Source organism: Enterovibrio baiacu (genome assembly GCF_004120195.1).
In the GTDB taxonomy this organism is placed as follows: Bacteria; Pseudomonadota; Gammaproteobacteria; order Enterobacterales; family Vibrionaceae; genus Enterovibrio; species Enterovibrio baiacui.
This window is the reverse complement of the sequence record NZ_SCHN01000008.1, coordinates 246,245-259,215: the sequence shown is the minus strand read 5'-3', so window position 1 is coordinate 259,215 and position 12,971 is coordinate 246,245. Positions and strand designations below refer to the sequence as shown.

Annotated in this window: 13 protein-coding genes; 3 read left to right on the top strand and 10 right to left on the bottom strand. The window is 47.5% G+C overall.

Features of this window, described 5'->3' with window-relative positions; all coding sequences use genetic code 11:
* Positions 1-179: 179 nt before the first annotated feature.
* From EQP46_RS08075 to htpG, 4 genes are all read right to left on the bottom strand, one after another.
* Positions 180-1,484 (bottom strand): inosine/guanosine kinase, encoded by a 1,305-nt coding sequence (locus EQP46_RS08075; RefSeq protein WP_129493156.1) that lies wholly within the window; start codon positions 1,482-1,484, stop codon positions 180-182.
* Between the two features lie 117 nt (positions 1,485-1,601).
* The gene (gene hemH, locus EQP46_RS08070; RefSeq protein WP_129493155.1) at positions 1,602-2,570 is read right to left on the bottom strand and encodes a ferrochelatase; all 969 of its coding nucleotides are present in this window, start codon (positions 2,568-2,570) and stop codon (positions 1,602-1,604) included.
* A 134-nt stretch (positions 2,571-2,704) separates the two neighbouring features.
* Entirely contained in the window at positions 2,705-3,349 is a 645-nt protein-coding gene (gene adk / locus EQP46_RS08065; RefSeq protein ID WP_129493154.1) for an adenylate kinase, read from the bottom strand.
* A 129-nt stretch (positions 3,350-3,478) separates the two neighbouring features.
* Positions 3,479-5,386 (bottom strand): molecular chaperone HtpG, encoded by a 1,908-nt coding sequence (gene htpG, locus EQP46_RS08060; RefSeq protein WP_129493153.1) that lies wholly within the window; start codon positions 5,384-5,386, stop codon positions 3,479-3,481.
* A 200-nt stretch (positions 5,387-5,586) separates the two neighbouring features.
* Here htpG and EQP46_RS08055 point away from each other — a divergent pair, with 200 nt between their 5' ends.
* Both EQP46_RS08055 and EQP46_RS08050 read left to right on the top strand, forming a co-directional pair.
* Positions 5,587-6,498, top strand: coding sequence for a transcriptional regulator (locus EQP46_RS08055; protein WP_129493152.1), 912 nt, complete (start codon positions 5,587-5,589; stop codon positions 6,496-6,498).
* Positions 6,489-7,040 carry a regulatory protein ToxS gene (locus EQP46_RS08050; RefSeq protein WP_129493151.1) on the top strand — a complete coding sequence of 184 codons (552 nt, stop codon included), beginning with the start codon at positions 6,489-6,491 and terminating at the stop codon, positions 7,038-7,040. Before EQP46_RS08055 ends, EQP46_RS08050 begins: the two co-directional genes overlap by 10 nt.
* Positions 7,041-7,151: 111 nt before the next feature.
* Here EQP46_RS08050 and recR read toward each other — a convergent pair whose 3' ends face one another.
* The 5 genes from recR to EQP46_RS08025 form a co-directional block, all read right to left on the bottom strand.
* Positions 7,152-7,754 (bottom strand): recombination mediator RecR, encoded by a 603-nt coding sequence (gene recR, locus EQP46_RS08045; RefSeq protein WP_017008500.1) that lies wholly within the window; start codon positions 7,752-7,754, stop codon positions 7,152-7,154.
* Positions 7,755-7,772: 18 nt separating this feature from the next.
* The gene (locus tag EQP46_RS08040; protein ID WP_129493150.1) at positions 7,773-8,102 is read right to left on the bottom strand and encodes a YbaB/EbfC family nucleoid-associated protein; all 330 of its coding nucleotides are present in this window, start codon (positions 8,100-8,102) and stop codon (positions 7,773-7,775) included.
* A gap of 26 nt (positions 8,103-8,128) precedes the next feature.
* Positions 8,129-10,417 carry a DNA polymerase III subunit gamma/tau gene (gene dnaX / locus EQP46_RS08035; RefSeq protein ID WP_129493149.1) on the bottom strand — a complete coding sequence of 763 codons (2,289 nt, stop codon included), beginning with the start codon at positions 10,415-10,417 and terminating at the stop codon, positions 8,129-8,131.
* Between the two features lie 99 nt (positions 10,418-10,516).
* Positions 10,517-11,062, bottom strand: coding sequence for an adenine phosphoribosyltransferase (gene apt / locus EQP46_RS08030; protein WP_129493148.1), 546 nt, complete (start codon positions 11,060-11,062; stop codon positions 10,517-10,519).
* 113 nt (positions 11,063-11,175) lie between these two features.
* Positions 11,176-11,574, bottom strand: coding sequence for a YbaN family protein (locus tag EQP46_RS08025; RefSeq protein WP_129493147.1), 399 nt, complete (start codon positions 11,572-11,574; stop codon positions 11,176-11,178).
* Between the two features lie 307 nt (positions 11,575-11,881).
* Here EQP46_RS08025 and EQP46_RS08020 point away from each other — a divergent pair, with 307 nt between their 5' ends.
* Positions 11,882-12,226 (top strand): TraR/DksA family transcriptional regulator, encoded by a 345-nt coding sequence (locus EQP46_RS08020; RefSeq protein ID WP_017008494.1) that lies wholly within the window; start codon positions 11,882-11,884, stop codon positions 12,224-12,226.
* 47 nt (positions 12,227-12,273) lie between these two features.
* On the opposite strand, the gene EQP46_RS08015 is transcribed toward EQP46_RS08020, so the two are convergent.
* Entirely contained in the window at positions 12,274-12,906 is a 633-nt protein-coding gene (locus tag EQP46_RS08015; protein ID WP_129493146.1) for a YccT family protein, read from the bottom strand.
* Positions 12,907-12,971: the final 65 nt, after the last annotated feature.

Genomic DNA, 12,971 nt, shown 5'->3' with positions numbered 1-12,971 from the left:
AGCATAGCGCTCAAAAACAAAAAACCGCCATTTCGGCGGTTTTTTTATATCTGAGTAATCTCAACGTAGTGGGCACTTAAGCAAGGCGATGAATAGATTCTGGTTGGGAGCTTAGTTCACTAAGTGACTGACAGAATTGATGAAATCAACGCAGCATAAGCGCCTAATACGGCAGAAATTTAGCGTTCCCAGTAAGCCTCTTCAAGACTATCTTCCCTCTCAGGAAGGCCGCGCGACAAACGCGGTGAGTGCTGGGCTAATACTTCATAGCTTACGCGGTTTGCGTACTTGCACACTTGCGAGAACGAGCTGTAGGTCAGGTATTGGAAGCTGTGCTTGCTTGAGTTTGGCACGTTATCACGGTGGTAACGGTTCGCAGACATATCATGAAGCACGGCAGACAGCGCACCATCGCCTGCACCATTGGTGTTTTTAATACGCTCTGGACCACCCATGTATGGGGCGATGTGCGAGTAAACCTTTGATGGGGTCTCGCAATCTTTCTTCATCATTGGACGGCTGAATTCGTACATGTTGAATTCTGCAATTGGGCCCGGCAGCAATGGAAGGCTGGTTTCGCGCTTCGCACTTTCTTCGGTGTAACCGGCCATGTAAAGGCCAACTGGGCCTGCAGTGCAAAGAACCATGTCTACCCACTCAAGGGCTTTGTCTGCGGCTAGCAGTGGATCAGATTCACCGGTCAGTGCTTCAGCTTCTTCTTCATTCATTGCAACAACAGAAACGTGCTCGGCGAGGAACTCACGCCACCACTGTGGGTTGTTTTGAATAACGTATTTCGTGCCCATGGTCATGACCACAGGAACGTCGTACTTTTTCGCAAACTCGATGGCTTTCATGGTTGCTTCAGGCATTGGGTCGCCTTCTTTGCAACGAACCAAGTAGGCGGTAAGCACGAGTGCAGATGCGTTCTTGAAGATATGTTCTGGAATGGATTCAGGCTTCAGTTGGTTCATCAAGCCTTCACTGATCGCAAACGTACGTTCGCCTTCTTCACTGATCAACGCATAACAACGACCAATTGGCCCCTGAACAGGTTGAAGGTAGTTCAGATCCATACGGCTAGAGGTATTACACAGGTAACGGTATGAATAGCTGCCGATTGTAATGTCACGGCTCATCACACCGAGAAGAATCGATTTGTCATCGGCCAGTGTTGAGTAGTTATGCAGCGTGTTACCAATGGTACCACCCGCAAACTCGTGGCTAATCATGTTGTTTTCTTTGAGTTCTTGGTACAAGGCTTCTGCGCGCTTGTCGTCAATCACCAAAGAATGGCCTTTGCTCAATGCATACTTAGCTAGAAACTCGTCACTCACCTTGGCTTCAATATCCACCAGCGTCTGATCAATACCAATAACGTGTGGTCGCGTTAGCTTGCGTTGTTCACTCGCTTGAACCAGTAAAGGGTCACGTGCATGCACAGGAAAGTAATGCTTTGATTTGCGTTGGCCTGGAAATTTCATGATATCGATGCGTCGTAGTAGTGGCGAAAGTGAGAATTCTATCACACTAATTTGAAGTGGGAATATCCCCCATACAAATTGGTGCGACAGAAATTCATTCTAGCATCAATGAAACCGTTACCAACCTTGAGTATGACGCTCCACCAGTTGGCGCATCATGTCGATATGTGCAGGAGAGTCATTCAAACAAGGGATAAAGCGAAATGCCTCGCCGCCCGCTTCCATGAAACTGTCGTGGCATTGTTCTGCAATCTCTTCCAAGGTTTCCAAACAATCCACCGAGAATGCTGGCGAGATGATATCAACGCGCTTCACACCGTCCTTCGGCAATTGCTCTAGGGTTTTATCCGTGTAGGGCTGCAGCCATTCTTCACGACCAAATCGAGATTGGAAGGTGGTTTTAATTTTCACATCTGTGTTCAAGCGAGCAATCAACCGCTCTGTGGTGTCATGGCAATGTTCGCGGTATGGGTCACCATTGTCGGCATAACGCTTAGGAATGCCGTGGTAAGAACACACCAACATGTCAGGTTTGCCGTTCGCATCCCAATGCGATTCTACTGATTGCGCGAGTGCTTCAATGTACGCAGCGTCATCATAATATTGATTGATAAAACGAAACTCGGGGATAGCAGGCTTACCTTTGAGTGATTTTGCCAACTTATCAAACACTGCCGCGGTGGTTGTACGCGAATATTGCGGATAGAGCGGTAACACAAGAATTCTCTCACACCCTTGGGCCTGAAGTGATTCTACGGCGCTGAGAATACTTGGCTGACCATAAGTCATACCAACTTCAACAGGCATATCAATGACGGCTTCCAGCGCGGCTTTCTGGCGCTGTGAGTACACCATCAATGGTGACCCTTCTTCCATCCACACACTTTGATAGAGCTTTGCGACCTTTGGTGATCGCACAGGTAGGATGATGCCGTGCAGTAACGGGCACCATAACCAACGCGTCATGTCTACAACACGCTTGTCGTGAAGAAATTCGCTTAAGAAAGCACTGACTGCTTTTGCCGTTGGTGCGTCGGGTGTCCCTAGATTGGCTAGCAACACGCCAGTTTTTTGATTATTTTCCATTTCAACCTGCTTCAACAGTATGTTACGCCTAAAGAATATCACGAACTCGCAAGCATACCACTACTGATGCGGCGGCTTTTCGGATCAAAAAAGGGCAATCCTTAGACTGCCCTTTTTCCTAGAAAAAGCGAGGGTTAACCTAGCGCTTTTTCGATCTCAGCACTGACTTCTGCCACTTGCTTAGTACCGTCAAAAGTTAGGTACTGCGTCTTGCCTGCTTCTGCTTCTTTCTTGTAGAAAGCGATCAGCGGCGACGTTTGATCGTGGTATACGCCTAGACGTGCTAGTACGGTTTCTTCTTTGTCGTCATCACGAACAACCAAGTCTTCACCGGTCACGTCATCTTTACCTTCCACTTTAGGTGGGTTGTAAACAACGTGGTAAGTACGACCTGAAGCCAGGTGCGCACGACGACCGCTCATACGCTCAACGATCACACTGTCAGCAACGTCGAATTCTAGAACGAAATCAACATCCACACCGATTTCTTTCAAGCCATCAGCTTGTGGGATCGTACGTGGGAAGCCATCCAGCAGGAAGCCTTTCGCACAATCTTCTTGTGCAATACGCTCTTTAACCAGACCTAGAATGATATCGTCCGATACAAGCTGACCAGCGTCGATAACTGCCTTCGCCTGTTTGCCCATTTCAGTACCGGCTTTGATTGCTGCACGCAGCATGTCACCCGTGGAAATCTGTGGAATGCCATATTTTTCCATGATGAACTGCGCTTGAGTTCCTTTACCCGCACCTGGAGCGCCCAGAAGAATGATGCGCATAGTTATCCCCTTTCTTTACTTGGATTTTTCGCAAAAAATGCAACATACACGGTTACGTAAACGCTAGCAAGCCCAGCAATCATGCTGGGCTTGATATAGATTATTTACATTTCCGTGGGTTAGATACCATTAGCCTTTAGTCAATAATTGATTAACGGCTGTTAAGAACTGTGACGGATCTTCCATTGAACCACGTTCAGCCAACATGGCTTGCCCAAGCAACATTTCAGCCCAACGGCCAAACGCTTCTTCATCCGCTTCATCAGCCATTTGCTTCACAAGGGCATGTTCTGGGTTCAATTCAAAAATGTACTTCACTTCTGGCGCTTGCTGACCCGCAGCCGCGAGCAGTTTTGCCATCTGTGTGCCCATTTCAAATTCGTCGGTCACCACAACCGCTGGCGTGCCTGACAATTTGAATGTGGTGCGTACTTCTTTCACACGGTCACCCAAATAGGCTTTCGTGCGCTCGACAACGGATTCGAAGGCTTTTTGCGTCTCTTCGCGTTTCTCTTTTTCGTTGTCGTCTTCAAATTTGCTTAGATCCAGATCCGCTTTCGTGATTGCCTGGAACTGTTTACCATCGAATTCTGGCAGGTAACCCATCAACCACTCATCAATACGGTCGTACATCAAAATAACTTCAATGCCTTTCGCTTTGAATTGCTCAAGGTGCGGGCTGTTTTTCGCGGCTTGATACGTATCTGCTGTGAGGTAGAAGATCTTGTCTTGTTCTTCTTTCATGCGAGATACGTAATCTGCCAATGACACGGTTTGCTCACTGCTGTCAGACTGCGTGGATGCAAAGCGCAGCAACCCCCCAATTTTCTCACGGTTGCTGAAGTCTTCCGCTGGGCCCTCTTTTAGCACTAGGCCAAATTCTTTCCAAAATGCCTGGTATTTCTCGGGCTCGTTCTTCGCTAAACGTTCAAGCATGGTTAACACACGTTTTGTACATGCATTACGCAGCGTTTGGGTCACTTTGTTATCTTGCAGAATTTCACGCGAAACGTTCAGTGGTAAGTCATTAGAATCTATCAAACCACGCACAAATCGTAGGTAACTCGGCATGAATTGAGACGCATCATCCATAATGAAAACGCGTTGAACATACAGTTTCAAACCATGCTTGTGATCGCGGTTAAACATGTCCCATGGCGCTTTCGAGGGCACGTATAGCAAGCTGGTGTAATCATTTTTACCTTCTACTCGGTTGTGACTCCAAAGCAGAGGATCAGCAAAGTCGTGTGAAAGGTGTTTATAGAACTCTTGGTACTCTTCATCTGTTACGTCAGATTTAGAGCGCGTCCAAAGTGCTTGGGCTTTGTTGATTTTTTCCCATTTGCCTTGGTCGGTTTCATTCCCTTCTTCGTCACGCTCATTTGCCCAAATTTCAACGGGGATACCGATATGATCAGAGTATTTACCGATAACTTCACGAAGACGCCAGTCATCAAGGTATTCTTTGTCTTCTTCACGAAGGTGCAAGGTAATGGATGTACCACGAGAGGCTTTTTCAACGCCTTCGATGGTGTAGTCACCTTCGCCGGTTGATTCCCATTGCACTGCGTCGGTTTTCGCCGAGCCTGCAGCACGCGTTGTTACAGACACTTTGTCTGCAACAATAAATGCGGAATAGAAGCCCACACCAAACTGACCAATCAATTGGCTATCTTTGGTTTGGTCATCAGAAAGTTGCTTAAAGAAATCCGCCGTTCCGGACTTTGCGATGGTACCAAGATTGTCGATCACTTCATCGCGCGTCATACCAATACCATTGTCATCAATGGTGAGCGTGCCCGCTTCTTTGTTGACGCTTAGACGAACGCGGAGATCGCCATCATTTTCGTAAAGTTCTGCATTCGATAGCGCTTTGAAGCGCAATTTGTCGGCCGCATCCGATGCGTTAGAAATCAACTCACGCAGAAAGATCTCTTTGTTGGAATACAGTGAGTGGATCATTAAATGCAGTAGTTGCTTTACTTCGGATTGGAAACCGCGCGTTTCCTTACTTTGTAGAGTAGCTTGATCGCTCATTTTAACCCCAAAAACAAATGGTAATAAGTCTAAGTAACTCTCTTTAAATAAGGGCGCAGATTCGCTTTTCAACCCTCGTAAATCATTTTTTCATTTCTTGAGGTACTTTTCTCATTTCAGGTATAATCGTCGCATATTTTACTTAAATTCAGTGTCTGTCCTTTGTGGCATTCGAGAATTCCAGCAGGTTAAGTAAACAAATGCTCAACAAATCAAACCGGTACCTTTTGGGAGAACGCTTCGTCTTTTCTCCTAGTGACAGCTCTGTCATCGATCTCCACGAATCAGACGAACTCATCCGACTGGGCAGCAATGAAGCGCGCGTTTTAATGGTGTTGATTGAAGAGCCACATGCGATCGTGACGCGCCACCGAATTCATGATTACGTTTGGCGTAAGCAAGGGTTTGAAGTGGATGATTCAAGCCTGACGCAATCCATCTCTACGCTTCGTCGTGCACTGAAAGATTCGACCAAAAGTCCGATGTTTGTAAAAACTGTGCCGAAGCGTGGTTATCAGGTCGTTTGCTCTGTAGAAGCATACAATGATCAAGACGTTGATATTCCCGCACCACAGGTGAAGGAACCCGAGGCGGCGTCGCAAGAAGACATCACGAACAGTGACGCAACGGCCAGTGATCCGTTGGCGCCGTCACCTACGCCTCCAACTGAAACGCTTCACGTTGAACCTGCATTGATGCCAACCGCCACTGCGGCAAATCCTGCGATTGACGCCCCGGTAGACACATCCTCAAAAATGCCGCTCGGCTCTTGGTTTGCATTGATTCTTGCCTTTTTAGTGCCCCTTATCTTTTATGCTGCCTCCACGCCGAAATCTGAAGCTTTTAAGGAGTTTTTCCGCGTCCAAGACGTCTCGGTATACATTCCCATTAATAATGCGCGGATTGAAAAGTGGCAACCTATGGTCGAGCGATGCGTCGCGAAATACATGGATTATTACGGATCGTCTCGCTCACTCAGCGAAGTGATCGTGACAGGCGGCCAAGATAACCAAATTTCGCTGAACTATATCCACTTCGACAAAGACACTGACGATAACCTCACCTACGTTCTGCTCACCAGCCAAGAGGAGAGTCATTCACTATGTCGCTAATCACAACACCACGCCGCAGAGATCAAATGAAACGCTACAGCCCATTTCTTCTGTTGTTCCTTGCCATTATCGGGAGCTGTTGGGTGTTCTTGGGTGAAGATGTGCGTACATCGACCTTGCTGCTTTCCCGTGAATGGAAATCAAACACGGTGAATTACATTGAAGAGTCAACATACCGCAATGTGACCGGTATAACGGCGACCGAACAGCACAGCAACATGGTGTTTTTACCGAACAACACCTATTCACGCGATACCCAAATTATTCTCAAGAATGAAGTCGATAACATTCAAGTGATCATGTCAGTTTCCGAATCTGGCGAATGGGAGGTCAGCGGCGGCTACTTGCGCTTAAAGCTGGGTGAGTTGAAAGATGTGACCACTGGCGACACGTCAGAATTTTCAAAAGATGACTTGGCGCTTGTAAGAACCTTTTACCGAATGGGCGCAGAAAAAGTACGACGTATTGATGTACTGAGTGCCAGTGCTTTGTTACTGACGAGTCTCAACCACGGTTCAATGGTTCTCTATAACCAAGGCTGAGTATTCATCACAAATACATACCTACGATCGTCAATAAACGCTGTTGAATACGTTTTTGAGATAAAAGAAAGGCCGCTGAATGCGGCCTTTCTTGTCTATCTAGTCGGTCAGTTATCGTAGTCGATGTCTACCGACGATAGAGTGAGATAGGGTTGTTCCATCAACAAGTTCAAGTTCACCGCCCATCGGAACGCCATGCGCGATTCGACTTGCAATGACTTCATGCTCTAGGCATAACTCGCTGATGTAATGTGCCGTGGCTTCGCCTTCCACTGTTGGGTTGGTTGCGAGAATCAACTCAGAAATCGTTTCGGTTTCTAAGCGCTTTTCAAGCAAATCGAGGCCAATGTCAGAAGGACCTATGCCATCTAATGGCGACAAATGCCCCATTAGCACGAAATAACGACCAGAGTACTGCCCTGTAGCTTCAATCGCCGCAATGTCTGCCGGGCTTTCTACCACACAAATTTGGCCGTTCTCTTGGCGACGAGGATTGGCACAGATTGCACAAACGTCTTCTTCGGTAAACGTACGGCATTTCTCGCAGTGGCCAATGTCTGTCATGGCAGATTCCAGCGCCTCGGACAGCTTGATACCACCTTGACGATTTCTCTGCAATAAATGAAATGCCATGCGCTGTGCTGATTTGGGACCAACCCCAGGCAAGCAACGCAGCGATTCCATCAACTGTTCAAGCAATTGGCTTGTACGCATAATGAATAAACGTCGTCGTTAGAATGGCATTTTGAAGCCAGGAGGCATTTGCATGCCGCCAGTGACGTCGCCCATTTTCTCTTTTTGCGCTTCTTCAACACGGCGTGCAGCATCGTTAAATGCAGCTGCAACCAAGTCTTCAAGCATGTCTTTGTCATCTTCCATCAGGCTGTCGTCGATGTCGACACGACGCACACTGTGGCTGCCTGTGATGGTGACTTTAACAAGGCCAGCACCGGCTTCACCAGTGACTTCCATGTTTGCAATTTCTTCCTGCATTTTTTGCATGCGCTCTTGCATCTGCTGCGCTTGCTTCATCAGGTTACCCATTCCGCCTTTACCAAACATAATTCTCTCTCTTTTAGCTTGGGTGGTTATATTGGTCGAATGCTTTCTTCATCTAGCTCAGCTGAAAAACGCTGACAGATAAAGCGAACATTAGGATCATCACTCAAGCTTTGACCCGCTTGAGTGAGTTTTTCTGTGTAGAGTTTATCTCGCCATTCTAGCGGTGTAACCCCTTGCTCTCCTAGCTCAATCGTTAAATTGATTGGAGAACCGATTAATTGACTCAGCCCATCAGCAAGTAGCGTTTGCGCTTTATCTTTGTTCAAGTGAGCTTGTTCAGATCGAAGGGTTAACACAACATCGTTCCCCTCTTTCTTCATGGATGCATTCAATGCCATTTGCTTCACCAGACGAGGAACGTCTAATGCATTGGCGATACGGCACCATTCATCTTGATCGATGGATTCTTGCTCGAGCTTTTTCCGCATTTCAGGCGTTCGGTCATGAAGTAACGCCTTCTTGATTTTCTCTGGCGTGACAACAATGGCTGGCGTTGTCGCGTCGATTTTTGTCGGCTGCCAACGATAGGCGTCATCACTTTTTATCGGCGTCGCACCTGGTGTGGTGAGTTGCTGAAACAAAGCAGGATCTGCAGGCTTATGCTTCGCAGCGATCCTGTCTAACACCGACGAGGATTCACGACCGGCAGATGCCGGACTACCCTTTTTTGGCGGCTGCCCCTCCTGCTGACGCGCTCTGCTACGCAGCATGTTTCTCGCCGCGAGCAAATCGCCCGCAGAAGACGGACGCTCACTCGGAGCTGGAGGTTGTTGCCCTTGCGGCGCATAGGCATGACTTGGTGCTTGCTGCATCGGTGATGGTGCATTGTATTCACGGCCATCATCGTCATATTCACGCTGCGCATCTTGCTCCATCGCTGCCATGTGCGATGACAGTTGAGGATCTACCTCTGCAGTGTGCGGTTGAATCGGCGCTTGTGGCTCTGCATTGCCTGCAGGGGCACTCGCTGGCGCGTACGCATTTGGAGGCTGATTGTTTGGTGCACTTTCAGGCATTACCGACATTGCTGGCTGAGCAGGCGTTGAGGCCGTTTGAGGTTGTATTGGCGGCTGTGCGCGACTTGATGCAACCTGCGCTTTTAAAGACGCGATTCTATCCTGAACGGGAGCGACCTGCGCACTGGGCGCTGCTTGTGATGGCGATGCGGCAACTCGCTGGCTCGGCTCTGTAGACGGCACAGAAATGGCTTCTGGCTCGAAATGCGTCGAGGTCACGGGTCTAAACGCAAGCATTCTCAGTAGCACCATCTCTAACCCTGCTCGCCCATCAGGGGCGTAAGGCAGATCTTGTCGGCCTTGTAGCACGATTTGGTAGAACAACTGCGTGTCTTGAGGCGTGAGCGCGTGAGACAGCATTGTCACACGTTCTGCGTCGGGTGATGACGTATCCACAGATTCTGGCAATGCTTGTGCCATCGCGACACGATGCAGCTGGCTCGCAATTTCTTTGAGTAAGCCATCCCACTCAACGCCAACTTCGGCAAGCTGAGTCAGGCATTGCATGACTAAGTTCGCATCACCGCGTGAAAGGGTTTCCAGCAGCAACAGGGCTTGGTCAGTACTCAACGTACCTAGCATTTCTGTTACTTGTGCTTCGTTCACGGCGCCACTTCCAAGCGCTATTGCTTGGTCGGTCAGGGAGAGGGCGTCACGCATACTGCCTTCAGCCGCCCTTGCAATCAAAGAAAGCGCACGAGGCTCAGAAGCGACCGTCTCTTCCGTCAGCACGTGTTCTAACTGAAGCTTGATCTGGGTCGTATCCAAGTGCTTCAAATGGAATTGAAGGCATCGAGAAAGAATAGTGACGGGCAGCTTCTGTGGATCAGTTGTCGCGAGCAGGAATTTGACGTATTCAGGCGGCTCTTCAAGCGTTTTAAGGAGCGCATTGAAGCTATGACGAGAAAGCATGTGGACTTCGTCAATAAGGTAAACTTTGTAACGTCCACGCGCTGGCTTGTATTGGACGTTATCAAGAAGATCCCTTGTGTCTTCGACTTTTGTACGCGATGCCGCATCGATTTCAAGCAAGTCGACAAATCGACCTTGATCGATTTCTTGGCAGGTAGAACAGACACCACAGGGTGTGGATGTGACACCTTGTTCGCAGTTCAGACCTTTTGCGAAAATGCGGGCAATCGTCGTTTTACCTACACCGCGTGTACCGCTAAAGAGGTAAGCATGGTGGAGGCGATTGTGATCTAAGGCATTGGCTAACGCAGTTAAAACATGCGATTGACCCACCACATCTTTAAATTGATGAGGACGCCATTTGCGGGCTAGTACCTGATAACTCATAGGTTATAAAATCTTTTCATATATTGCCGCCATCCTAGCACAGAGACAAAAAGAGCGCGATCTCACGAATCACGCTCTATCGCTCACGACGTTTGAAACTTAGTGACCTTCAAATTCACACAGGCTGTAAACATCTAAGCCAAGTGATTGCAGTCGAGTCTCACCACCGATTTCAGGTAGATTGATGATAAACGCAGCATGCGCCACATCACCGCCCGAACGACGAATCAGCTTAGTGGTCGCTTCAATCGTACCGCCAGTTGCGAGTAAATCGTCAACCATCAACACTTTATCACCTTCAACAATCGCGTCGACATGAATCTCTAACGTGTCTTCGCCGTATTCCAGTGCATAGCTTTCGCTGATCACTTCGCGAGGCAGTTTTCCTGGCTTACGAACAGGTACGAAACCCACACCTAATTCAAGCGCAAGTGGCGCACCAAATAGGAAACCACGAGACTCTGTACCCACAATCTTAGTAAAGCCTTGATCTCGGTACTTTTCCACTAGCATCGCAATCGTTGCCTGATACGCTTCCGCGTTTTCCATCAAGCTGGTGATGTCACGGAAAATAATGCCTGGTTTTGGGTAGTCAGGAACGGATTTGATGTTGTCTTTGATAAATGCGATTTTGTCTTGGCTCATAATGATTCACCACTCAATGTGGTTTCCAACAATATTAGGGGAGGACTGAGACAGTATTCATGCGGCGTATTGGCACACACAACAATGTCGCTTAGGTTTGCTCTGCTGCCATGTTATGTATTTTCAGGGGTGTGGGCAACTGCTTCGGCTTCAGGCAAACGGTTAAACCAAATTAAAAGTACCGTTGCCATACTTATCAGCATGATTTTCTGCCATGTTTCTGGCACCACAAAGATTGAGAGCGTAAAACTTAATACAATGCAGACATTAGCTCGACGCTTCACCCGGCGGTCAATCGCGCGGTGATGGTGCCATTGATACAAAATAGGGCCAAACTTGGGGTGCTGATGCAGCCATTTAGCAATGGCGGGAGAGCCGCGCATGAAGCACGCACTGGCAAGAAGGATAAACGGTGTTGTAGGTAGAAGAGGGAGAAAAATACCGATAACCCCCAAGACGACACATAGCCAACCCAGCGTAATCAATACTACCCGCTTAAGCGAATTCCCCACTCTTCTCTCCTAACCTAGCTGCTTAGCATTTTTATCCACGTGAGTGTAGCTGGCAACGTGGGCAAGAGAATGACCGCTATCAATCCTAGAAAGTGGGCAAAACTAAAAGGGTCTTTGTAGTTGGCATCCATGATTATGTCCTTCTTTTCGTGTACGCCTATCGGTGGTTTGTCAATATACCCGTTTCAACGCCCCCTAAATACCGACAAATTTCAGGGTTTATCCACTGGAATTGATATATGTCAGAGCCTGTATACGAATTCGAAATAGACTAATACGGATACTTGAGGCGCACGAAGACAAAACCATGCTTGATATAGAAAAGGTAGCACAGCTACAGAAAAACCTGATGAACGAGAAGGAAGTGGTTCGTAGTCGATTAGAAGATGCGCTGATAAGGTTAACAGGCCAAGATGTTTCCAGCGTACCGACTGCACACCTGATTAAGTTATGTCGCAGAGAAAGTGACGATCTCCATGATGATGGCTTTAGGCTTGAGCGTATCGACGCAGCCTTATGTGCTATTCACACGGGATTGTTTGGCTACTGCGCTGATTGCGAAGAGCCGATCGATCTTCAAGATATCATTGAAGATCCGACAGAGCCGCGTTGCCAAGAATGTCGAGTACACAGTCGCTACTATCATTCTTGAATAACGAGATAAACGCCCAATGGGCGTTTATCTAAAACTCATTTCGATCACTCTTGATCGATCATCCACTTACGAAACGTCTTACGTTCTTCTTTGGTTGCTTTGGTGTACCAAAGTTTAAGTTGGGTGATTGAGTCGCCTGTGATTTCAACCTCACCATTCTCTTGAACGGTCACTGCTGCTTCTTGTAAATCTACCACGGCTTCGCGACTTACCGCTATGCCATTATCTTGATTATAAATTGCGATTAATTCTTCTAAATTTGAATACGGAATAAAGCCACCGTTGCCACGAAGAGGATCGGACGTATATTGAAGGTTACTCGCGCCCATTTTTAATTCAAAATGTTGTTTGTCTTTAGACCTGAACTCTTTTTCAACCTTACGATAATCATTGATGCGACCGGGCAAAGCAACGACGATATCGGCTCCTTGCTCATCAAACGTTAGAATATAAGGACTAGAAGAAAAAAGGTCGCTATTCGAACCTTTAGAGAACTCCTTATAAACACGAATAACAATCTGATTTTTTCCGTCACGAAGTGCAATGGGGTTATTCTTAGACTCAGTTTTCTTGCCATTTAAAGCTAGCAGTTCGACTCCATTTTGCATGGACAATGTCGCCGACGAAACGGTAAATGCGGGGAATGTGATTAAGAGTGCGATAACCCAATTTTTCATTTTTATTCCTTTAAATCAAAATAAAGCCGCCCTTGGGGCGGCTTTATATCATTTCAGTATTTCGG